Genomic DNA, 23,294 nt, shown 5'->3' on the forward strand with positions numbered 1-23,294 from the left:
TCCCGGGACTTTCCCGGCAGCAGGAGGGTGTGTTGCACGTCGTCCACGCCTTCGGCAGAGTGCCGGCGGGCAGACAACCACAACAGTCTAGCGGATGACGGCGGCGTGCCTCTTCACAGGTTCGACCAGCGGCGAGGGCGCGAGCGTGAAGTCGTTCGCCTCGTCCTGCCATTCCCTGCCGTCGGATGCCGCGCGGCGACGCTTCCTGGCCAGCAGGGCCGCCGCGATCGGTGCGCCCACAAGACCGGCGATCGCGCCGCTGAGGGTGCGGTCCTCTGCGCCGAGCACGCTCTTGCGGTGCCACGCCGCGTGCAGTGCGCCGCCGCGCGGCCTCGGCACGGTGCGTGCCGGCAGCAGACCGCGACGACGCAGCGCGACGAGGTGGCGCACCTCGTCCCACCAGATCGACTCGTCCGGCCGGTGGAAGTAGTTGGTCGCCGCCCACTGGGCATCCGGATACCGGAATCGCCGCGCGACGACGTCATCGGCGGAGCCGGCGAGCTCGCTGCCCTCGAAGACCTGGTTGAGCAGTTCTGGCCGCACCCCGAACTCGTCCAGGACGATCACGGGGACTCCATACCCCAGAGCCTCGATCGCCGCGGTGGAGCTGACGGTGACCAGCCCCTGTGCGGTGACCAAGGCCTCGGACATCGGCGCGTAGGAGAGCACGAGGTTGTCCGGGGCGTCCTCCAGCAGGTCGGTGTAGGGGTCGCGCTCCTCGTGCGTCTCGACCTCGCCTGGGCGCGCGCGCAGCTTCACGACCACGCGCCTGGTCGGATCGGCGACCGCCGCGAGGCGCAGGATCTCGGCGATCCGGCGACGTTCCTCGTGCGCGGCGGGCACGAGCGCCTGGGCCGCGAACACGAGATCCGTGCCTCGTCCGGTGAGGAGCTCGGCCTCGGTGCCGCGCAGCGGCGAGCGCGGCGCGCCCTGGTCCGCCGCATCCGGAATGTACGGCAGCGTCGCGAGCGCGATCGGCACGGTGACGCCGATCCGGCGGCCGAGCCGGGAGTACGCGGCGACCTCGCGGCGGGAGTGCACGACCATGAGGTCGGTGTGCCGTCGGTACTCGAGCGCACCGCGCAGCGCGGGGATCGACATACCAGGCAGCCCGCTCACGACGATGGGCCGCTCGGGGAGCCGGTCGATCTCGCGGCCCAGCAGACGGACGAACGGCGCCCTGCCGGCGAGCACGATCACGTCGGGTCGGTCCCTGGCCAGCCAGGACGCGACGTCGGCGTGCGCGATCCGGGTCACCGACCTGGCATCCTCCGCGAAGCGGGTGCCGGCCAGCGCGGCGTGCTTCTGCGCGTCGCTGACGACCAGCGGAGTGCGCACCAGCAGCATGTGCTGACTGATGTCGGGCACCCGGTCCATCAGCGCGGCCGACCACTTCACGAACGAATCCGCGTCGGCGATCGCCACCACCCGCAGGCGCGGGGCCCGGCTGCCCGGGTACGTCATGCTCCCACGCGCCTCAGCTTGGCCATCGGGGCGAGCTCGCCCGGATAGACGCGCTTGACGCCGTCGCCGAGCGCCTCCTCGATGACGCGGATGTCGCGCACGAGGCGCTCGAGACCGCCCGGTTCGAGCGAGGCGGCGTGGTCGGATCCCCACATCGCGCGGTCCAGCGTGATGTGCCGCTCGACGGCCACCGCGCCGAGGGCGACCGCGGCGAGCGAGATCTGCAGACCGCGCTCGTGACCGGAGTATCCGACCGGCACACCGGCGTAGCGGTCGCGCAGGGTGGGGATCATCTTGAGGTTCGCCTCGCCCGGCTCCATCGGATACGTCGATGTGGCGTGCATGAGGATCGTGCGGTCGGTGCCCAAGGTGTCCAGGGCACGGTCGATCTGCTCGATGGTCGACATGCCCGTGGAGAGGATGACCGGCTTGCCGGTCTCGCGCAGGGCGAGCAGCAGCTCGGTGTCGGTGAGGCTCGCCGAGGCGACCTTGTGCGCGACGACGCCCAGGTCCTCGAGGAAGTCGACGCTCGGCACATCCCACGGTGAGGCGAACCAGTGCAGTCCTGCCATCGTGGCGTAGTCGCCGATCTCGATGTACTCGTCGCGGCCGAACTCGACCCGGCGACGGTAGTCGAGGTAGGTCATGGTGCCCCAGGGCGTCTCCCGCGGCACGTCGCGCATGTGCTCCGGCGTGGCGATCTCGGGGGTGCGCTTCTGGAACTTCACCGCGTCGGCGCCGGCCTCGCGTGCCACGTCGATGAGCTTCTTGGCGATCTCGACGTCGCCGTTGTGGTTCAGGCCGATCTCCGCGATGACGTACGTGGGACGGCCCCCGCCGACCACGCGATCTCCGATGCTGACGGTCATGATGACGCTCCGTTCCTTGGGTCTCCGGTCCCCTCCCTCCGGTCTACGGGCGGGAGGTGAACCCCGGGAGGCGGGGCGGTGACGGAGGGATGTCAGGCGGAGGTCGTCACGGATGCAGGCAGGAACGACGGATGCAGGCAGGAACCGGCCTGTTCCCGGGCTGGGACGGGCGGAATGCCTGCAGGTGGTCCGGACTGCGGTCAGACCCGGGCGGCCAGCATCCGCTCGGCGACCTCGCGGACGGCTCCCTCTCCGCCGCGGCGCGTCAGGATGACGCGGGCGACGGCCTTCACCTGCGGATGCGCGTTCGCCACGGCGACCGGCCAGCCGACGATCCCGAGCGGGCCGAGGTCGTTGACGTCGTTGCCGACGTACGCGATGTCCTCGAGCCGGATGCCGCACTCGGCGGCCCATGCGGCGAGCGCCGACGCCTTGTCGTCGACGCCGTGCAGCACCGGCACCTGCAGCTTCTCGGCCCGGCGGGCCACGACGGGGTTCTGCTCTGTGGAGAGGAGGAGCATCGGAACGCCCGCCCGGCGCAGCCGAGCGACACCCATGCCGTCCTCCCGGCTGACCCGGACGGACTCGTTCCCGTGCTCGTCGACGTTCGCGGTGTCGTCGGTGTGGACGCCGTCGAAGTCGGTGACCAGGGCGAGCGCGGGGATCGCTGCCGCCGGTTCTTCGGAGTTCGGCGGTATCTCGGAGGACTTCGCGGGATCTGCTCCGGAACGCGGCAGATCTCCGAGATCCTGCCGCAGACCGGATGCCGCGGCGAGCGCCTCTGCCAGGGCGAGGTGGTGCTCGTCGTCGATCTCGATCGCGGTGTGCTCCGGCACCGTCACGATGCCGACCAGCCCGAAGAAGCGATGCCGGAAGCGGCGGAACCCGACGGCGTCGAAGGCGTAGAACGCCCCTGTCTCCAGGTAGTGCGGCTCGCGGTCCTGGCGGCGCGGACGATGCGCGGCGTCGTGGTTGATCGCGACAGCCGCTCCCCCGGCATCCCGCCGCCAGAGGAACCCGTACGTCTCGCAGGCGGAGAACACGCTGTCGTAGGTGCCTCCCTCGATGAGGGCGACCGCCTCGGTGATCCCATCAGCCGGGATGAACGGCGAGGTCGCCTGCACGAACACCACCGTGCTGGCCTGCAGACCATCGGCTTCCAGGACATCGAGGACGTGCAGCAGCGCACTCTCCGACGAGGCATCGTCTCCCGCGAGCTCGGCGGGGCGATCGATGACCCGCGCGCCGGCAGCCCGCGAGACGTCGGCGATCTCCGCGTCGTCGGTGCTCACGACGACGAGATCGACGGCGGATGCTGCAGCTCGCACCGCTCGCGCGACGAGCGGCACCCCGCCCACCCGGCGCAGGTTCTTGCCCGGCACGCCCTTCGATCCCCCGCGCGCGGGGATGATCGCGACCGTCAGCCCGTTGTCGTTCATTACTCGTCCCTCACTCGCTCCCGCGGCACTTCCTTGCTCGCGCGGCGCAGAAACGCGCCGCGCGTACCGACAACAGCCGCGCGAAGCGCAGCATCCGCTCCCGTCACCGGCCCATCACCGCCTTCCACGCACGGTGGGCGCGGCGCTTCGCACCTGCGGCGGTGAGCCGCAGCTCCTCGACACGTCCGACGCCGCCGGTCGACTCGAGCGCTCTCTGAAGCGGCGACGCCGCGGGAGCTCCGGGCAGGTCGAGCACGCGCAGGCGCTCCGCCTGCACGTATCGCTCCCGAACCGATGCCGGCACGGATGCCGCCCACGACACGGCCTCCGATCGCAGATGCGCCATGATCTCGGGCTGCATCGCGTATCCGACCGCGTCGACCAGCCGCTGCAGCGATCCCGGCGCGGTGAAGGCGTCCCGTTCCAGCGCATCGACGATCGTCGCCGGCATCCGATTGCTGTTCTCGTACGGCGCGAGCCTGCTGAGCACGGTGCCGGTGCCGACGGCGTGCGTACGGACGCCGGACAGCGCGCGCAGCGTCGGCAGCGCTGTCGAGAATCCGGCGACGACGTCGGTGGCGTCCAATCGCTGCGCCACGTACTCCGCCGGCTGGTCACCGTCGTAGACCGCGAACCCGACGCCCCGGTCGGCAGCGCGGGCGGCGAGAGCGTCGACCAGGCCGGGTGCCGCCGAGGGATGCGGTTTGAACACGATGCGCTCGGCTCCGGCGGACGCCGCCCGATCGATCATCGCGACCTGCATGGCCGACTCCTCCGCGGCCGAGACCAGGCGCAGCGCGGAAAGGTACTGCCCGAGCACGAGCGCGGTGCGGCGCCCGTCCGCGGCGAGCGCGTCGAGCGCGGCATCCGGTGCGGCGTCGCCGACCTCGCCCAGGGCGTCGCCGAAGACGGCCGCAGGTACCGGCATCCGCTCCGCTCCGGTCTCGGCGAACACGAGCGGCTCGACGCCGGGCACCACGTCGGGATGGACCACCCGCGTGACCCGCTCGGTGACCTGCCGCGGCAGCCTGCTGCGGATCGGCGAGTAGGTCATCAGTCCGTCGCCGATGACGCCGAGCCGCGCGTCGCGGAACAGGGTCATCAGGGTGAGCGCGGGCGCGATCTGCGGCGACTGCGCGTACAGCTCGATGTCGTCGTCGCCGAGCGCCCACGCGCGGCGGAACAGCCGTTCGAGCATCGGCAGGTCCTGGTCGTGAGGACGCCAGGATGTCGGATGCCGCGGATCGATCAGCGGGTTCAGCGGCTCGATCCGGTCGAAGCGCGACCGCAGCGTGCGAAACCGCGGGGTGGTCGCCAGGTCGATGGCCGTCTCGGGGATCTTCGCCGTGTTCATCGGCACGAACAGGCGCTCGGCGTCGCCCAGCAGCCCGCCGTCGATCGCCGCGGCAGCCGTCATGAGCCCGTAGCCGCTGTGCAGCGCGAAGACCTGGATCATCGGGCGCCCACGGATTCCGCCTGTTCCGGCCTCACCGGGTATAGGCGGAGCCGGCTCACTACCCGCAACGAGTGAGACCGGAGCACGAGGGGCACCGTGGTCATCGAGAGTTCCCCTGTCCAGCCGGCAGCTGCTCCGCCGACTCCGGTCGCAACGGTTGCGGGTCCAAGCTCCCAGACACCCGCAACGAGTGAGACCGGAGCGGGGAAGGCACGGTCGGCGACGAGGCGCGGGATCGCTCTGCCTCCCGGAGCGTGCGGGCGAGGACGCGGCGACGCGGGCCGCCGATCCGCGCGATCGCCTCCGACGCCGCGTCGGCGGGCAGCCGGGCGAGCAGTTCGCGGATACCGGAGCGCAGCTCCCGCCGCACAGCAGGCCGCATCCGGCGTGCGCGCACGAGGTGGTGCGAGCTCAGCGCAAGCACGGTGAACACGGCCTTCGGCATCAGCTTCTCCGCCTCGGCGTCGCGCTCAACCAGGTCCAGCACCTCGCCGAGCGCTCGGGTGAAGTCCAGCTGCCGGCGGTCGAGGGTCTTCGACAGCGAGTCCGTCACCCCGCGCCGGTACAGCAGGTGCGGCGCGTCGACGACGGCGAAGGACGACGCCTGCAGGTGCAGCCGCCAGATCCACGGCCGGTCCTCAGCCGTGAACAGCCCGTCGGAGAACTCTGCGAGTCCCTCGTCGAGCACCCGTCGGTGCAGTATTCCGGCCCAGGCATACGGGTAGTCGACCATGCTGCGATCGTCGACGGGCAGGATCGCCGTGCGCGGATCAGCCGCCACACCGCGGTGCGTGAACGGGGCACGCACCAGCCGACGCTCGCCCCGCTTCACCGTGACGTGGTCCGTGCGCAAGAAGTCGCAGCGCAGCTCCTGCAGCGCCCGCACCAGCACTTCGAGCCGGCGCGGCTGCATCCAGTCGTCCCCGTCGAGGAAGCAGAACGCGTCACCCTCGACGTGCGCGAGCCCCTGGTTGCGCGCCGTCGCGAGACCTCGCGGATGCGGGTTCGTCACCACCTCGGCCCGGTCGAACCGTGCGGCGTACTGCCGCATCAACGCCCCGGTGCCGTCGCCGGACCCGTCGTCGATCGCGACGAGCTTCAGCGCGCCCGGATCATCGAACTGCCGGGTCAGCGTCTCAAGGGTCGTGCCGATGTACTCCCCGGCATCCTTCGCGGGGAGGATCACGGTCACGAGCGGTGCGGCCATCAGCCGATCGTGCGCGATCGATGTGACGCGCGGGCGTCACAAGGGTGAACGCGAGGTGACGCCGGGTCAGCCGCAGTTGGTCAGCAGCGGAGCCTTCACGAACAGGTCCGCGTTCTTGAGCTGCCCACCATTCACGTGCGCGAGCGTGAAGGTATAGGTGAAGGTCAGCGTCCCCGAGGACGTCGGCATGAACGTCGCCGTCGGCGACTGCGTCTCGGCGAAATGCGGATAGGCGCCGACGCCCGCGGGCACATCCGTGATCGCGGGGTCACCGAAGTAGCCCTGCACCGCTCCCTGCTGCTCCACGCCAGGTCCACTGATGTCGATGCTCAGATACTGGCAGCCGAGGTAGTCGGCGGACGCATAGATCGGGAAGGCGAAGGTGTACTCAGTGCCCGCGGTCACCGAATAGGTGAGCGTCCCCGTGACCACCGAGGCTTCGCCCGTCCCGTTCGGGCTGTTGTCGTTGTCGTCGAGCGACAGGAAACCGACCTCGGTCGAGGGGCTGGCCCCGCCGGTCTGCCACCAGCTGGCCGGCGTCGGAGCCGCTGCGTAGTCGGTCTGCGTCCAAACGCCATCGGCGTAAGTCGGATCCTTCGGCGGCGTCCACCCCGTGCCGAACTGCCCGTTCGCGGTCGGCGGGACTCCCAGCGCGCCGTCGGCCATCAACGCGCCTCCAGCCACGAAGAACGTGCCCGTCGGCACCGCGATGCACGGGTCGACCGGCTCCCCCGACGCCGACGCCATCGGCACGGCGCTCGCGACGGCGATCACCGGCACCGACCACGCGGCACCCTTCAGCACGGTGCGACGGCGCAGGCCTCGCTCGACTTGGTTCTCGGGCACGGGAAACCTCCGGTCACGCATCGGGTTGCGGGCCAACAACTCTAATCGAGGAACCTTCGGCCGCTACCGTGATCCCCATGGAGTTCACGATCTTCACGGAGCCGCAGCAGGGCTTCAGCTACGACGACCAGCTGGCCTGCGCCCTCGCCGCCGAGCGGAACGGGTTCGGCGCCTTCTTCCGCTCCGACCACTACATGCGCATGGGCTCCGGATCTCCCCTGCCGGGCCCGACCGACGCATGGACGACGCTCGCCGGCCTCGCCCGCGAGACCTCGACCATCCGGCTCGGCACTCTGGTCTCCTCGGCGACGCATCGCTACCCGGCGATCCTCGCCATCCAGGTCGCGCAGGTCGACGCGATGTCGGGAGGACGGGCGGAGTTCGGCCTGGGTACCGGTTGGTTCGAAGAGGAGCACCGCGCCTACGGCATCCCGTTCCCCGCGCGCCGGTTCGGGATGCTGGAGGAGCAGCTGGCCGTGATCACCGGGCTGTGGCAGACGCCCGTCGGCGAGACGTTCTCGTTCTCCGGCGAGCACTACACCCTGGAGGACGCCCCCGCACTGCCGAAGCCGGTGCAGACCAGAGTGCCCGTGGTCGTGGGCGGCGGCGGACCGAGGCGCACGCCGGCGATCGCCGCGCGCTTCGCGACCGAGTTCAACATCGGCTTCCAGCCCGACGACGTCGTCGCGGAGAAGCTCGCCGGCGTACGCGCGGCCTGCGAGGCCATCGGCCGCGACCCGGGAACCCTGAAGATGTCCGTCGCCCTGCCCACGTTCGCCGGTGCGACCGAGTCCGACATCCGGCGTCGCGCGGAAGCAGCCGGACGCACGCTCGACGACGTGCGCCGCAGCGCGGCCGTCGTGGGTGACGCGGACGCGATCGCGGAGCGCATCGACGGCCTGCGCGCGCTCGGCGTCGATCGCATCCACTTCCAACTGATGGATCTGCGCGACACCGAGCACATCGACTACCTGGGCGGCGAGGTCCTGCCGCGCGTGCGCTGACGCGCACGCGACTCAGCTCTGCACGATCTCCGGCACCCGCCAACTGGCGAGTTCGGCGAGGCGATGACTGCGATTTCGTTCACTCTGGCCACGAGTCGACCCGGGTACCGTTGTGCCCATGGACTGGATCGGCGACCCGGGCATCGGCGACTGGCTGCGCGAACGACTCGACGAGAACCTCGGCGTCGTGCCGCATGGCTTCGCGGCGTACGCCCGCATCCTGCATCCTGCGCAGGTGCGCTCGCTGCCGGACCGCGCCGTGCCGACGGGCTCAGAATGGGAGCGGATGCCGGAGGCTGAGCGCGAGGCACTGTTCGACCGCCTGGTCGATGAACCGGCGACCTGGGCCGAGACCGCCACCGCATTCGGCACGACCCTGCATCCGCTCGCCCAGTGGCAGCGCATCGTGCGGACGCCGCCCGAGGAGGACTGGAACGTCAGGATCGCACCAGACGGACGCGAGTTCACCTCGCCCGACGAGGGCGTGCTCACTCCTGCGCTGTTCGCCTTGATCGCGCGACATCTCGCGGCGCACACGACGACACCGGATGCCGGGGTCGCGGCGATCTGGGAGGGGTGGGGCCACCTGGTCGGGTTCTTCGGGGAGGCTCCGTCTCGCGTCTTCCTCGAGATGGGCGGCGACCCCGTGCACGAGCAGGTGATGCGCCAGAGCATCCACGACCCGTTCAACAACCCGTTCCGCAAGCCGACCTGGCAGCCGGGCATCCTCTCCGACGAGATCTCGAAGGCTCCGCGACTCGAGCTTCCCGGCCGAGAGTACGTGACGTTCGCCGCCGGAGCGTCGACGTTCGCCGACCCGGCCTGGGTCGAGGCCGCGCCCTGGCGGGATCGACCCGCAGAGGAGCACGGCTTCCCGGTCGCGGCGCAGCATCCGAACCTGCTCTGGCCCGAGGACCGGTCCTGGGTGATGGTGAGCGAGATCGACTTCGACTCGACCGTCGTCGCCGGGTCGGCGGCGCTGATCGCCGCGCTCGTGGCCGATCCCGCCCTGGAGGCTTTCGTGATCGCCGAGGACGCCGACCTCAGCTGGGACGGCGACGAGGTGGGCGGATGACCGGCGCCACCTTCGACGCCCGCCCGCTCACCGATCCGGTGGACATGCGCGCCGTGCGCGCGTTCCGCAGGGAGCAGCGCGCACGCGGGCGGGCCGGCGGCGCCACCGCGTCGACGATCATCGTGATCGTCGTGTTCGCGCTGCTCGCGGTCACCGTCGTCCCGATGGTGTTCGTGCCCGTCCTCATCGGCGTCGCCTCGGGAGAGATCGGCTTCGGCCTCGCCGCGCTGCTGCCGTTCCTGCTGATCGGCGCGGCCTTCATCGTGGTCGTCGTGATCCTGATCGTGAATCTGCGCAACGGCGGCATCCACGCCTACCGGCTCGCCCGGTTCGCCGCCGCGAACGGCATGGAGTTCGTCGGGCGCATCGACGACCCGCCGCTGCCGGGGATGATCTTCCACAACGGCCACTCCCGGCACGCCGACCTCGCGCTGCGCGGGCATCAGCCCCGGTTCGTGGAGTTCGGCAACTTCCAGTACACGACCGGCTCCGGCAAGAACTCCACGACGCACAGCTGGGGCTACATCGCGGTCAAGCTCGACGTGCCGCTGCCGAACATCGTGCTGGACGCGCTCGGCAACAACGCGCTGGGCAGCAACCTGCCGGCATCCTTCTCGAAGGATCAGCGACTGTCGCTCGAGGGCGACTTCGACGACTACTTCACCCTGTACTGCCCCGAAGGCTACGAGCGCGACGCGCTGTACCTGTTCACGCCGGACATCATGGCGCGGTTCATCGATCACGCCGCACAGCTCGACGTGGAGATCGTCGACGACTGGCTGTTCCTCTACATGCAGCGTCCGGTCTCGACGGTCGACCCGGCGACGTGGGCCTGGCTGTTCGGCACCGTGGGCGCGCTCCTGACGAAGTTCGACCAGTGGGCACGCTGGCGGGACGACCACCTGCCGGTCGCACCGGCGGCGCCTGCCGCCGTGCCGGGCGCCGCATCCGTCGCGGCATCCGCGGCGCTGCCCTTCGCTCCCCCGGTCGGGATGCTGGCTCCGCCGCCTGGTGTCGCCCCGCAGGGGCGCCGGCTGCGCCGCGGAGTGCCGTGGATCACGATCATCGCGTTCGCGCTGATCGCCGGACTGTGGATCCTGCCGCAGCTGTTCGGCGGACTGGCACTGTTCTTCCGTTGATCCGGCGATCTCACGCGAACAGGTCGTCGAACTCGTCCAGTCGCACTCTCGCCCCGACCGGGGCACCGACCGACACCGGCTCGCCGCCCTGCACCTCCCCGGTCGCCGTGTCGACGGCGTCCATCAGCGCCCGCGCCTCGGCAGGCAGGAAGCGGCTCGGTTTGGCGATGACGTGCTTGGCGAGGAACGAGGTCGGATGCGTGGGCAGCCGCGCCGGCGCGTAGACGTCGAGCGTGTCGCGGGCCCGGGTGAGCCCCACGTAGAACAGCCGCTGCTCCTCGACCAGTCCCGCCGGTGACGACAGCGCCATGTCGGAGGGCATCGCACCGTCGGTCGCGCGGATCACGTGCACCGCGCTGAACTCCAGCCCCTTCGCCGAGTGGATCGTCGACAGCGTCACCCAGTCCTCGTCGAGGTGAGGCTTCTTGGCCCAGTCCCCCGAGACGTCGACGGGATCGATCGCCTGCTCGCTGACGAAGGTGCGCAGGTCGGACTGTCGGGCTGCCGCCTCGGCGATGCCGTCGACGTCGGTCACTCGGCGCTGCCAGTCGGGGTAGTGCGCCCGCAGCAGCGGGTCGATCGCCGCGCGGCACGCCTCGACGAGTTCGGGCACGGTCGTCGTGGCATCCACCGCGCCCAGCTGGGACAGCGTGGAGGCGAGGCCGGTGCGCGCCTTCGCGGGCGCTGCGGCCACGGCATCCGATGCCCTGTCGATGCCGCCGTCGGCGAGGATCGCCGCGAGCCCGCGCGCGGAGGCCTTGCCGATCGCGCGGTGCCGGGTGAGCAGCCGGTACCAGGACACCTCGTCGGACGGGTTGAGCACCACGCGGAACCCGGCCAGCAGATCGCGCACGTGCGCGGTCTCGAGGTAGCCGATGCCGCCGAACTTGTGGAACGGGATGTTCCGCACCTTCAGCTCCACCTCGAGCAGGGCGCTGTGCGATCCGGTGCGCATCAGCACGGCCTGCTCGCGCAGCGGCAGGCCGTCGACGTGCGCCTCGAGGATGCGGTCGGCGACAGTGCGCGCCTCGTCGTCGGCGTTGCGGCACACGACGAGGGAGGGCCGGATGCCGGCATCCGGCCGGTCTGCGCGCAGGCGCAACCCGAGCTCGCCGAGGCGCACCTCGTTCGCGAGGTCGAGGATCGGCTGCGTGGAGCGGAAGTTGCGCTCCAGCCGCACGAGCGTGGTGTCGGGGAAGGCGGACGCCAGGTCGAGCAGGTGCCCGGCGCTGGCTCCGCGGAAACCGTAGATCGCCTGCGCGTCGTCGCCGACGACGGTGAGGCCGCGTCCGTCGGGGGCGAGCCCGCGCACGATGTCGACCTGCAGGCTGTTCACGTCCTGGTACTCGTCGACGAGCACCCAGTCCCACCGCGCGCGCAGTCGCGCGCCGACGTCGGGGTCGCGCACCAGCGCGCGCCAGGCGATGAGCAGGTCGTCGAGATCGAGCAGACCGCGCTCGCGCTTGCGCGCGCTGTAGTGCCGCAGCAGTGCGAGGATGTCGTCCGCGTGCTCGAGCGCCCACGGGAACTGCTCCTCGATCACCTTCCGCGCGGGGATGCCCGTGTTGATCGCGCGCGAGCCGATGTCGGCGATGGTGCGAGTGGTCGGCAGTCGTTTATCGGTGCCGTCCAGGCCGAACTCCGACCTCAACAGGTCGAGCAGGTCGATCACGTCGTCCGGGTCGAGCACCGTGACATCCGCCAGCCCCAGGTGCTGCGCGTGCTCGGTGATGATGCGGTGCGCCACGGCGTGGAACGTGCCGCCCACGATCCGCTGCGCCGCCTGCGGGTCGTCGCACAGGGCTGCCGCCCGCGAGATCATCGACGCGGCGGCCCGGCGGGTGAATGTCAGCAGCAGGATGCGCTCGGGCGCCACCCCCGCCTGCAGCAGGCGCGCGACCCGTGAGGTGAGCACCCGGGTCTTTCCGGTGCCCGCGCCGGCGGCGATCACGAGCGGCCCATCCCCGTGCTCGACCGCCTGCAGCTGGGTGTCATCAAGCCCGGCGAGCGCGTCGCTGTCGTTCCTCAGGGCGGTGTCCGTCACGCTGGCGACGGTACGGCAGGGGTCGGACATCGAATCGGACGGCGGCTCCGCTGCGTCCTGCTCAGCCCTGTGGCGCCAGCCCGAAGTGCTCCAGCTCGGCGTCATCCAGCATCCGGGACCTGATCAGGAAGCGCATGCCGGTCGGACCCTCCACGCTGAATCCCGCGCCGCGCCCCTCGACGACGTCGACCGTGAGGTGGGTGTACTTCCAGTACTCGAACTGGGACTCCGACATGAACATCTCCACAGGGACGTCCAGCCCCACATCCAGATCCCCGAGCTTCACGTCGCCCGGTCCGGTGAGGAACATGCCGACCGGGTAGCACATCGGCGATGAGCCGTCGCAGCATCCACCGGACTGATGGAACATCAGCGGTCCGTGCTGGACGGTCAGCTGCCGCAGCAGGGCCGCCGCGTCCGCGGACACGGCGACCCTGGACAACTGCTCGGGCATCAGAAGAAGCCCATCGGGCCCTCGGCGTACGACACCAGCAGGTTCTTCGTCTGCTGGTAGTGGTCGAGCATCATCCGGTGGTTCTCGCGCCCGATGCCCGACTGCTTGTACCCGCCGAACGCCGCGTGCGCCGGGTACTGGTGGTACGTGTTCGTCCAGACTCGGCCGGCCTCGATCGCGCGACCCGCCCGATAGGCGGTGTCGCCGCTGCGGCTCCACACTCCGGCGCCCAGACCGTACAGCGTGTCGTTCGCGATGCCGATCGCGTCGTCGAAGTCGGTGAAGCTCGTCACCGACAGCACGGGACCGAAGATCTCCTCCTGGAAGATGCGCATGTCGTTCGTGCCCTCGAAGACCGTCGGGGCGACGTAGTAGCCCTCGCTGAGGTCTCCGCCGAGGTCGACGCGCTCACCGCCGGCGAGCAGCCGCGCACCGCCCTGCTTGCCGATGTCGATGTAGCTGAGGATCTTCTCGAGCTGGTCGTTCGAGGCCTGCGCCCCGATCATGGTGTTCCGATCCAGTGGGTTCCCCTGGATGATCTTCCCGACCCGCGCGAGGCCGTCGGAGACGAATCCGTCGTAGATGGACGCCTGCACGAGCGCCCGTGAGGGGCAGGTGCAGACCTCGCCCTGGTTGAGGGCGAACATCGTGAAGCCCTCCAGTGCCTTGTCGTAGTACGGATCGCTCGTCGAGCGGGCGACGTCCTCGAAGAAGACGTTCGGCGACTTGCCTCCGAGCTCGAGGGTGACCGGGATGAGGTTCTGCGAGGCGTACTGCATGATCAGCCGGCCCGTGGTGGTCTCACCGGTGAACGCCACCTTGCGGATGCGCTTGTGCTGCGCGAGCGGTGCGCCCGCTTCGATCCCGAAGCCGTTCACGATGTTGACGACACCGGCGGGTAGCAGGTCGCCGATGATCTCGAACAGGAACAGGATCGATGCGGGGGTCTGCTCGGCGGGCTTGATCACGACACAGTTGCCGGCGGCGAGGGCGGGGGCGAGCTTCCACACCGCCATCAGGATGGGGAAGTTCCACGGGATGATCTGCCCGACCACGCCGAGCGGCTCATGGAAGTGGTACGCGACGGTGTTCTCATCGAGTTGACTGATGCCGCCCTCCTGCGCACGCAGGACCCCGGCGAAGTAGCGGAAGTGATCGATCGCCAGCGGGATGTCGGCGGCGAGCGTCTCGCGGACGGGCTTGCCGTTCTCCCACGTCTCGGCGACGGCGATCTCCTCGAGATGCTGCTCCATCCGGTCCGCGATCTTGTTGAGCACGACGGAGCGCTCGGCGGGGCTGGTCCTTCCCCAGCTCTCGAACGCCCGCCACGCCACCTCGACGGCGCGGTCGATGTCCTCCGCCGTGCCGCGGGCGATCTCGGTGAACGGCTTGCCGTTGACCGGGCTGATGTTCTCGAAGTACTGGCCCTTCACCGGCTCGACGAACTCTCCGCCGATGTAGTGCCCGTAGCGGGATCGGTAGTTCGCGATCGCACCGGCCTGGCCGGGAGCCGCATAGGCGGTCGACGCGGTCTCTTCGACGATGGTCATGGTGTCTCCTTCGACTGCGGCGGCGTCGGTGCCGTCCGATGTGAAGAAGGTAGGTCGTGCCACGTTGCACGACCGTGCGCCACGTTGCATCCGGTTGCGAGGGACGCGCTATCCCGACGGCTCGAGCTTCTCGATCCGGGCGACCAGCCCCGCGCGCCGCGGCGAGCGGGCGGGCAGCATCTCCAGGCAGAGTCGCAGGACTGCGGCATCCGACGCTCCCTCGGGGATCTCGACGTAGGCCAGGAGCACCTCGACACTCGCCTCGGTGAGCATCGTCTCGCGCAGGATGCCCCGCAGGCTCTCCCGCACCTCGACGACGCCGGGGGCGTCGGAGTCGGGCAGCACCGGCCCGCGGTACGCCGACAGCGCGACGCGATGCGCCCCGCGATCCAGCAGCGACAGCACGTTCTGCGCGTCGGTCTCGAGCGGGATCGACAGCCGGTACGGCCGCGACTGCGGCACCAGCTCGGGCGAGATCCGCTCGAGGACCTTGCGCAGTCGCACCATCTCGGGTCGCAGCGTGTCCGGAGACGAACCCTCGCCGTACACGAGCTCTGCCAGACGCTCCGCCGACAGCCCCTGCCTGTGGGTGGCGAGCATGAGCAGGATCTCGGCGTGCCGGGCGCTGAGCTCGACGCTCGACTGGGCGTCGGAAATCGCGACGTCGAGACGGGCCCGATCGCGGCCGAGCACCTGCAGCTGCGCGCGCTCCGGCGTCTCCCGCAGGGGCCGGACGGTGGATGCCGGCGGTGACTGTCGACGTGCGGTCTCGGCTCTGGCGCGCAGACGCGAGATGAGCAGTTCGGACTCGACCGCACGGGCGGTGGCATCGACCAGCATCCTGGCCTGCGGCGACGCCGCCTCGTCACCGCCGGTGACGTCGATGACGCCGAGGATCCGGCGCGTCTCCGGATCGAAGACCGGAGCAGCTGTGCACGACCACGGCTGCACGAGCCGGTTGTAGTGCTCGGCATGGTGGATCTGCACGGAGTGGCCGAGCGTCAGCGCGGTGCCGGGAGCGGAGGTGCCGATCGTGCTCTCCGACCAGTTCGCTCCCTCGACGAAGCCCATCTCGCCCGACAGCATCCGCTGCCGCAGGTCGCCCTCGACCCAGAGCAGGCGTCCGGCATGGTCGCCGATGGCGACCACCACGCCCGACTCCTCCGGGGAGCCGGGCAGCAGCAGCGTGCGCACCAACTCGATAGCTCCGGCGAGCGGATGCCCGGAGCGATATGCCTCGAGCGCCTCCGGTGTGAACTCCAGCGGTGGCAGGCCCTCCGCACCGATGCGGTCCTGCCAGGCGCGCTCCCATGACGCGCGGATCAGCGGGCGCACCTGTTCCAGCCGGCGATCGTCCAGGTTGCCGGCGACGAGTTCCTCGTGTGCGCGCTCGATGATCAGGCGCGAGGCCTCCGGAGAGACGTCACGGGAGGAGGACCAGGACGACGGCGGCACAGGACTCCAATCGGCACTGACGGGTGTACACAGTGTAGATCGGGGCGCGGCCGGATCGGCTAGTGCCGGCGCACCGCCTCCCACTGCGCCCGGCGCTCGGCCTGGGCCACCGGATCGGGCACGGGCAGGGCGGCGAGCAGCTCGCGGGTGTACGGATCGCGCGGATCGCCGAGCACCTGAGCGGTCGTGCCCTGCTCCTTGATCTCGCCCTGCTGCAGCACGATGATGCGATCCGACACCGCGTCGATCACGGCCAGGTCGTGGCTGATGAACAGTGACGCGAAACCGAGCTCGGCCTGCAGCTGCGTGAACAGCTCGAGCACGGTCGCCTGCACCGAGACATCCAGCGCGCTGGTCGGCTCGTCGGCGATCAGCAGCTTCGGATCCAGCGCCAGGGCGCGCGCCAGTGACGCGCGCTGACGCTGGCCGCCGGACAGCTCGTGCGGATACCGGTCGCCGAAGTTCGTAGGCAGACGCACCGCGTCGAGCAGCTCGTTCACCCGGGGGCGGGCGGCCGAGAGACCGGATGCCCGGCCGTGCACGATCAGCGGCTCGGCGACGCACTCCGCGATCGTCAGCAGCGGGTTGAAGCTCGTCGCGGGGTCCTGGAACACGAATCCGATCTGCGGACGCAGCGGGGTGAGCGAGCGGGTCTTCGCGCCTCGCATCTCGTGTCCGAGCACGGTGAGCGATCCGCCGAGCACGGTGGTCAGGCCCACGACGGCGCGGCCGATCGTGGTCTTACCCGAGCCGGACTCCCCCACCAGGCCGACGACCTCACCGGGCCCGACGTGGAAGTCCACGCCCTTCACCGCCATGACCGCGCCCCGGCCGAAGCGACCGGGGTAGCCGATCTCGGCGCCGGATGCCACGATCAGGCTGCCCTCGGGAACGGGCGGGGCGACGTGCGGTCCTTCGTCTCGCTTCGCTCGCTCAGGATCCGAGGTGCCCACAGAAGGGGCAGAGGCCGACTTGCCCTGCCCGACATGCGGGACGGCTGCGAGCAGCTTCTTCGTGTACTCCTCACGCGGGTGCGAGAACAGCTCCTGTACCGGGGCCTCTTCGACGATGTCGCCCTGGTACATCACGATCACGCGGTCGGCGAGGTCGGCGACCACGCCCATGTTGTGCGTGATCAGCACGATCGTCGCACCGAACTCGTCGCGGCAGGTGCGCAGCAGGTCGAGGATCTCGGCCTGCACGGTGACATCCAGCGCCGTGGTCGGCTCGTCTGCGATGATCAGCCCGGCGTTCAGCACCAGCGCCATCGCGATGACGATGCGCTGCTTCTGCCCGCCCGAGAACTGATGCGGGTAGTCGTCGACGCGCTTCTCGGGCGACGGGATGCCGACGCGCCGCATGATGTCGATCGCCCGCTCCCGGGCATCCTTCTTCGACAGCTTCGTGTGGGCGCGGATGCCCTCGGCGATCTGCCACCCCACGGTGTAGACCGGGTTCAGCGCGGTCGACGGCTCCTGGAAAACCATCGCCGCATCGCGCCCGCGCATCGCACGCAGCTTCGCCTGCGAGGCGTGCACGATGTCGGTCTCGCCACCCTCGCGGCCCCGCACGATCACGGCGCCCGAGGTGGTGGCCGTCTCGGGCAGCAGCCCGAGCAGCGTGTTCGCGGTGACGGTCTTGCCCGAGCCGGACTCGCCGACGATCGCGAGCACCTCGCCCGAGCTCGCGCTCAGGGAGATGCCCTTCACGGCCTCGACGGGTTCGCCGTCGGTGGCGAACACGACCCGCAGATCGCGGATCTCTGCGACATCCGTCACTTCGACTCGCTCCGCTCGCTCAGTACAAGCATGACTATTTACCTCCTGCACGACGGCGGGTGCGCAGTCGCGGATCGCTCAGATCGTTCAGGCTCTCGCCGACGAGGGTGATGCCCAGCACCACCAGCACGATCGCGAGACCGGGGAACACGCTGGTCCACCAGATGCCGCTGGTGACATCGCCCATGGCGCGGTTCAGGTCGTAGCCCCACTCGGCCGCTGCCGTCGCCTCGATGCCGAAGCCCAGGAAGCCGAGACCGGCGAGGGTCAGCAGCGCCTCCGATGCGTTCAGCGTGATGAGCACCGGCAGCGTGCGCACCGAGTTGCGCAGCACGTGCCGCAGCAGGATGCGGTGCGTGGGCACGCCGATCACCTTCGCCGAGTCGACGAACGGCTCGGCGCGCACGCGCACCACTTCGGCGCGGATGACGCGGAAGTACTGCGGCACGAACACCACCGTGATCGCGATCGCCGTCGCCATGATGCCGCCCAGCAGGTTGGACTGCCCATGGCTGATCACGATCGACATGACGATCGCGAGCAGCAGCGACGGGAACGCGTAGATCGCGTCGGCGAGCACGACGAGGATGCGGTCGAGCCATCCGCCGAAGTACCCGGCGAGCAGTCCGAGGGCGATGCCGACGAAGATCGAGCAGATGATCGCCGCGATGATCACGAGCAGCGCGGTCTGCGCTCCCCAGATCACCCGCGACAGCACATCGAAGCCCGAGACCGTGGTGCCGAGCAGGTTGGTCGCGTTCGGCGGCTGGCGGGTGCCGAACGAGACGCCGGCATCGGTCTGCTGCTGCGCCCAGCCGTACGGCGCCAGCACCGGGGCCAGGACGGCCACCAGGATGAAGACCGCGGTGATGATCAGGCCGGTGACCAGCATCCCGCGCTGCAGCCCGACGCTCTGCCGCAGGTGCGAGACGACAGGCAGACGCTCGGTCCAGCGCTTCTTGCGCGGCGGGACGGCGGCGAGCGCCTCCGTCTTCGGAGTGGGGAGGTCGGTGGATTCGGGGATGACACCCATGTCAGTACCTCACCCTCGGGTCGATCATCGCGGCGACCATGTCGACGATGAAGTTGGTGACCGCGACGACCACGGCGATCATCACGACGATGCCCTGTACGGCGACGAAGTCGCGCGCCTTCAGGTACTCGGCGAGCATGAACCCGATGCCCTTCCATTCGAAGGTGCTCTCGGTGAGCACGGCGCCGGCGAGCAGCATCGCGATCTGCATGCCCATCACCGTGATGATCGGGATGAGTGCCGGCCGGTAGGCGTGCTTGGTGAGCAGCCGGTACTCGCTGACCCCGCGGGACCGGCCGGAGGTGACGTACTGCTGCCCGAGCGTGCCGATCACGTTCGTGCGGATCAGGCGCAGGAACACGCCGGCGGTCAGCAGGCCCAGCGCGATGGCCGGGAGGATCGCGTGCTGCAGCACGTCGCCGATCGCCGGGCCGTTGCCGAGCCGGATGGCGTCGAGCAGGTAGATGCCGGTGGGCGTGTCGATGCCCGCCATCAGCAGTTCGGTGCGGGTGTTTCCGCGGCCTGAGACCGGCAGCCAGTCCAGCCACACTGAGAAGATGAGCTTGAGCAGCAGACCGGCGAAGAAGATCGGGGTGGCGTACGCGAGGATCGCCATGACGCGCAGCGTCGCATCCTGCCAGCGGTCGCGACGGTAGGCGGCGATCAGGCCCAGCGGGATGCTGATCAGCAGCGCGACGATGAGGGCGTACAGCGCGAGCTCGAGCGTCGCCGAGCCGTACTGCAGCAGGATCTCGGTCACCGGACGGCGGTCGGTGAGCGTGGTGCCGAAGTCACCGCGCAGGATGCCGCCGAGGTACTCCAGGTACTGCACGATGAGCGGCCGGTCGAATCCGGCCTCGTGAACGCGCTGCGCCAACTGGTCGGGTGGCAGGCGACCGCCGAGGGCGGCGGTGATGGGATCTCCGGTGATCCGCATCAGGAAGAAGACCGTCGTCACCAGGATCAGGACGGTGGGGATGATCAGCAGCAGGCGGATCACGATGTAGCGCCACAGTCCGCCGCCGGCGGAGCGGCTGCGGGGCTGGGCGGGCATGAGGGCGTCGACGACCTCGTCGGCCATGGGGTACCTCGTTCTTGCGTTCTTCGGGCGAGTCGGTCTCGGGGATGCCGCAGGACTGCGGCATCCCCGAGACCAGAACGCGTTACTTGCTCAGCGGCGCGTAGCGGAACTTGAACGAGGCGTCCAGGGTGGTGCCCTTCACGTCCTTGCCCACGATCGCGACCTGCTTGCCCTGCAGGATCGGCAGCGTGGACAGGTCCTTCGCCACCATCTCCTGGATCTGGCCGAGCTGGTCGAGGCGCGCGGCCTGATCGGTCTCGGTCTGCTCCTTGACGATGGCGTCGTTGACGGCCTTGTTGTCGTAGTGGTTCGCGAGGAAGTTCTCGGTCATGAAGAACGGCGACAGGTAGTTGTCGGCGTCCGAGTAGTCCGGGAACCAGCCCAGCTGGTACATCGGGTACACGTCCGCGGTGCGGTCCTTGGAGTACTGCACCCACTCGGTCTGCTGCAGGTTGACCGTGAAGAGGCCGCCCTTCTCGAGCTGCGTCTTGTACGCGGCGTACTCGTCACCCGAGGACGGGCCGTAGTGGTCGCCGTTGTACTGCAGGTTCAGCGTGACCGGCGTCTGCACACCGGCATCGGCCAGCACCTTGGCCGCCTTGTCGGCGTCCGGGCCGCCGTTGCCGTCGCCGTAGAGGTCCTTCAGCGGCGTGGTCGCACCGGGCATGCCCTCGGGCACGTACGAGTACAGCGGGCTGTAGGTGTCCTTGTAGACGTCCGTCGCAACCGCCTGGCGGTCGATCAGGTCGGCCATCGCCTGGCGCACGGCGAGCGACTTGGCCGCGTCGGCCTCGGGGGTCTTCACGCCGAACGGCATCGTGTCGATGTTGAACGTGATGTAGCGGATCTCGCCGCCGGGACCGTCGACGACCTTGACCTTGTCCTTCTGCTTGCCGAGGTCCTCGACGTCGGTGGCCGACAGGCTGCGGAACGCCACGTCGATGTCGCCGTTGCCGATCGCGAGCTTCAGGTTCGAGGCGTCGGCGTAGTACTTCGCCTGAACGCTGGTGTTCTCCGCCGCGCCGAGGCTGCCCTTGTAGTCGGGGTTCGGCTTGTACGAGACCAGCTCGTTCACCTTGTACGAGTCGATCGTGTACTGGCCGGCGAACGCCTTGCCCTTGACGATGTCGTCGTCCGGGGTGACCGCGTCGGGCGAGAAGACGTCCTCGTCGACGATCGGGCCGGCCGGGCTGGAGAGGATCAGCGGCCAGATCTGATCGTTGCCGTTCTTCAGCGTGAAAACGACGGTGGTGTCGTCGGGCGCCTCGACCGAGGCGAGGTTGTTCAGCAGCGAGGACGGACCGTTCGGGTCGGCGATCTTCACCATGCGGTCGAACGTGAACTTCACGTCGCTCGAGGTGAGGTCGTTGCCGTTGGCGAACTTCAGACCGGACTTGAGCTTGACGGTGTACTCGGTCGGCGAGGTGAACTCGGCCGACTCGGCGATGTCGGGGCTGACCTCGGCGGTGCCGTACTTGCTGTTCAGCAGGAACGGGTAGATCTGGTTCATCACGGCGAACGAGCCGTTGTCGTACGAACCGGCCGGGTCGAGCGAGACGATCTTGTCGGTCGTGCCGACGACGATCTCACCGCCGGCGGAGTCTCCGCCCTTGTCATCGGTGTCGCCGGTGCTGGTCGCGCAGCCCGAGAGCACGAGCGCTGCGATTCCGATCGTTCCGACGGCCAGGCCGATGCGGCCCTTGGTGGTCTTCATTGACATACTCCTACCCTGTGGTGGTTCGGGTTCCCGCGGACGTCCACGTACGCGGTCGGGGTTCACACTAAATCACGGTCGCCGAGATACCCAACCGATCGGACAGTTTCGTGACGAGACCGACACTCAACGGACGTGGGACTCAGGCGCGCGCCGCCCACCATTCGCGCAGGCGCTGCTCCGCGGCATCCGGGCCGATGACGCCCTCGTCGAGCCGCAGGTCGAGCAGGAAGCGGTACGCCTCGCCGACCTCGCGCCCGGGCGGGATGTCGAGGATCTGCTGGATCTGGTTGCCGTCGAGCTCCGGGCGGATGCTGTCGAGCTCCTCCTGGTCGCGCAGCTCGACGATCCGGCGCTCGATGTCGTCGTACGCGCCCGCGAGGCGGGCGGCCTTGCGCTTGTTGCGCGTGGTCACGTCGGCGCGGGTCAGGATGTGCAGCCGCTCGAGCTGGTCACCGGCATCCCGCACATAGCGGCGCACCGCGCTGTCGGTCCATGCGCCTTCGGCGTAGCCGAAGAAGCGCAGGTGCAGCTCGATGAGCTTGGCGACGGCGTCGGTGGTGTCGCCGTCGAAGCGCAGCGCCTGCAGGCGTTTGCGCGCCATCCGCGAGCCGACCGCGTCGTGGTGGTGGAACGTGACGCCGCCGCCGGGCTCGAGCCGACGGGTGCGGGGCTTGCCGATGTCGTGCAGCAGCGCCGCGATCCGCAGCGCCACGTCGGGCTCGGCGCCGGGGTTGCGCGATTTCTCCAGCGCGATGGCCTGGCGCAGCACGGTGAGCGAGTGCTCGTAGACATCCTTGTGATGGTGATGCTCGTCGACCTCGAGGCGCAGCGCCGGCACCTCCGGCAGGAACAGGTCGATCAGCCCGGTGTCGACGAGGACCCGGATGCCGCGCACCGGATCATCCGTCTGCAGCAGCCGGATCAGCTCGCCCTGGATGCGCTCCGGACTCACGATCCGCAGGGTGTCGCGCAGATCCTCCATCGCGCGGCGGGTGTCGCGCTCGATCGCGAACTCCAGCTGGGCGCTGAAGCGCGCAGCGCGCAGCATCCGCAGCGGATCGTCGCCGAAGCTGACCGCCGGGTCGATCGGGGTGCGCAGGATGCCGGCGACGAGATCCTCGACGCCGGAGGTGGGGTCCACGAGCTTCACATCAGGCACCCGCAGCGCCATGGCGTTGACGGTGAAGTCGCGGCGCAGCAGATCGCCCGAGATGTCGTCACCGAACTCGACGACGGGCTTGCGAGTGCTGCCGTCGTAGCTGTCGGCGCGGTAGGTGGTGATCTCGACCTGCTCACCCTGCACGCGCGCACCGATCGTGCCGAAGGCGCGGCCGATGTCCCACTGGGCGGTCGAGATCGGCGTGACGATGCGCAGGATGTCGTCGGGCCGGGCGTTCGTGGTGAAGTCGAGATCGTGCGTGGGCCGGCCGAGCAGCGCGTCGCGCACCGGACCGCCGACGACGGCGAGGTCGAAGCCCGCTTCTGCGAAGGCGTCAGCCAGGGTGCGGACGACCGGATGCGCGGCGAGCGCGCCGAGTCGGGACAGGCCCTCGGCCATGTTGAGCATGGGTTCCAGGGTACCGGGGCGGGCGCCCCTCCCGATGTGCCGGTACGGATGAAGGGAGCCGCGCCGCCCTGGCGGGCGACCGCCCGGCATGTCGCCATGCGGGCGTGCGTACTCCC

18 protein-coding genes are annotated in these 23,294 nt (G+C 69.8%); 3 read left to right on the forward strand and 15 right to left on the reverse strand.

Annotated elements, in window-relative coordinates; genetic code table 11:
• Positions 1-87: 87 nt before the first annotated feature.
• The 6 genes from GON06_RS17785 to GON06_RS17810 all read right to left on the reverse strand — a co-directional run bounded on the left by GON06_RS17785 (position 88) and on the right by GON06_RS17810 (position 7,281).
• On the reverse strand, positions 88-1,464 hold the full coding sequence (locus GON06_RS17785) for a DUF6716 putative glycosyltransferase (RefSeq protein WP_157313648.1): 1,377 nt from the start codon (positions 1,462-1,464) through the stop codon (positions 88-90).
• Complete coding sequence (locus GON06_RS17790) at positions 1,461-2,333, reverse strand: N-acetylneuraminate synthase family protein (protein WP_157313650.1); 873 nt, start codon at positions 2,331-2,333, stop codon at positions 1,461-1,463. Before GON06_RS17790 ends, GON06_RS17785 begins: the two co-directional genes overlap by 4 nt.
• A gap of 200 nt (positions 2,334-2,533) precedes the next feature.
• Positions 2,534-3,772, reverse strand: a complete 1,239-nt coding sequence (locus GON06_RS17795) for an acylneuraminate cytidylyltransferase (RefSeq protein WP_157313652.1) — start codon at positions 3,770-3,772, stop codon at positions 2,534-2,536.
• A gap of 103 nt (positions 3,773-3,875) precedes the next feature.
• The gene (locus GON06_RS17800; RefSeq protein WP_157313654.1) at positions 3,876-5,228 is read right to left on the reverse strand and encodes a polysialyltransferase family glycosyltransferase; all 1,353 of its coding nucleotides are present in this window, start codon (positions 5,226-5,228) and stop codon (positions 3,876-3,878) included.
• A 100-nt stretch (positions 5,229-5,328) separates the two neighbouring features.
• Entirely contained in the window at positions 5,329-6,435 is a 1,107-nt protein-coding gene (locus GON06_RS17805) for a glycosyltransferase family 2 protein (RefSeq protein ID WP_157313656.1), read from the reverse strand.
• A gap of 66 nt (positions 6,436-6,501) precedes the next feature.
• Positions 6,502-7,281, reverse strand: a complete 780-nt coding sequence (locus GON06_RS17810; RefSeq protein ID WP_157313658.1) for a hypothetical protein — start codon at positions 7,279-7,281, stop codon at positions 6,502-6,504.
• A gap of 77 nt (positions 7,282-7,358) precedes the next feature.
• On the opposite strand from GON06_RS17810, the gene GON06_RS17815 reads away from it, so the two are divergent.
• The 3 genes from GON06_RS17815 (at position 7,359) to GON06_RS17825 (ending at position 10,499) form a co-directional block, all read left to right on the forward strand.
• The gene (locus tag GON06_RS17815) at positions 7,359-8,285 is read left to right on the forward strand and encodes an LLM class F420-dependent oxidoreductase (RefSeq protein WP_157313660.1); all 927 of its coding nucleotides are present in this window, start codon (positions 7,359-7,361) and stop codon (positions 8,283-8,285) included.
• A gap of 118 nt (positions 8,286-8,403) precedes the next feature.
• Complete coding sequence (locus tag GON06_RS17820) at positions 8,404-9,360, forward strand: hypothetical protein (RefSeq protein ID WP_157313662.1); 957 nt, start codon at positions 8,404-8,406, stop codon at positions 9,358-9,360.
• Positions 9,357-10,499, forward strand: a complete 1,143-nt coding sequence (locus GON06_RS17825; RefSeq protein WP_157313664.1) for a hypothetical protein — start codon at positions 9,357-9,359, stop codon at positions 10,497-10,499. The genes GON06_RS17820 and GON06_RS17825 overlap by 4 nt, the downstream gene beginning before the upstream one ends.
• A gap of 10 nt (positions 10,500-10,509) precedes the next feature.
• Here GON06_RS17825 and GON06_RS17830 read toward each other — a convergent pair whose 3' ends face one another.
• The 9 genes from GON06_RS17830 to GON06_RS17870 all read right to left on the reverse strand — a co-directional run bounded on the left by GON06_RS17830 (position 10,510) and on the right by GON06_RS17870 (position 23,178).
• Positions 10,510-12,543: an ATP-dependent helicase gene (locus GON06_RS17830; RefSeq protein ID WP_198346757.1), complete on the reverse strand. Its 2,034-nt coding sequence runs from the start codon at positions 12,541-12,543 to the stop codon at positions 10,510-10,512.
• 61 nt (positions 12,544-12,604) lie between these two features.
• Positions 12,605-12,997, reverse strand: coding sequence for a DUF779 domain-containing protein (locus GON06_RS17835; RefSeq protein ID WP_157313668.1), 393 nt, complete (start codon positions 12,995-12,997; stop codon positions 12,605-12,607).
• On the reverse strand, positions 12,997-14,547 hold the full coding sequence (gene exaC / locus GON06_RS17840; protein WP_157313669.1) for an acetaldehyde dehydrogenase ExaC: 1,551 nt from the start codon (positions 14,545-14,547) through the stop codon (positions 12,997-12,999). The genes GON06_RS17835 and exaC overlap by 1 nt, the downstream gene beginning before the upstream one ends.
• Positions 14,548-14,655: 108 nt before the next feature.
• Positions 14,656-16,002 (reverse strand): GAF domain-containing protein, encoded by a 1,347-nt coding sequence (locus tag GON06_RS17845; protein WP_332837690.1) that lies wholly within the window; start codon positions 16,000-16,002, stop codon positions 14,656-14,658.
• Positions 16,003-16,061: 59 nt separating this feature from the next.
• Entirely contained in the window at positions 16,062-17,780 is a 1,719-nt protein-coding gene (locus GON06_RS17850; protein WP_332837692.1) for an ABC transporter ATP-binding protein, read from the reverse strand.
• A 34-nt stretch (positions 17,781-17,814) separates the two neighbouring features.
• Entirely contained in the window at positions 17,815-18,813 is a 999-nt protein-coding gene (locus GON06_RS17855; protein WP_157313670.1) for an ABC transporter permease, read from the reverse strand.
• Position 18,814: 1 nt separating this feature from the next.
• Complete coding sequence (locus GON06_RS17860) at positions 18,815-19,894, reverse strand: ABC transporter permease (RefSeq protein ID WP_157313671.1); 1,080 nt, start codon at positions 19,892-19,894, stop codon at positions 18,815-18,817.
• An 82-nt stretch (positions 19,895-19,976) separates the two neighbouring features.
• Positions 19,977-21,614 carry an ABC transporter substrate-binding protein gene (locus tag GON06_RS17865; protein WP_157313672.1) on the reverse strand — a complete coding sequence of 546 codons (1,638 nt, stop codon included), beginning with the start codon at positions 21,612-21,614 and terminating at the stop codon, positions 19,977-19,979.
• A 136-nt stretch (positions 21,615-21,750) separates the two neighbouring features.
• Positions 21,751-23,178, reverse strand: a complete 1,428-nt coding sequence (locus GON06_RS17870) for a CCA tRNA nucleotidyltransferase (RefSeq protein WP_157313673.1) — start codon at positions 23,176-23,178, stop codon at positions 21,751-21,753.
• Positions 23,179-23,294: the final 116 nt, after the last annotated feature.

Source organism: Microbacterium sp. MAH-37 (assembly GCF_009758255.1).
Taxonomy (GTDB): Bacteria; Actinomycetota; Actinomycetes; order Actinomycetales; family Microbacteriaceae; genus Microbacterium.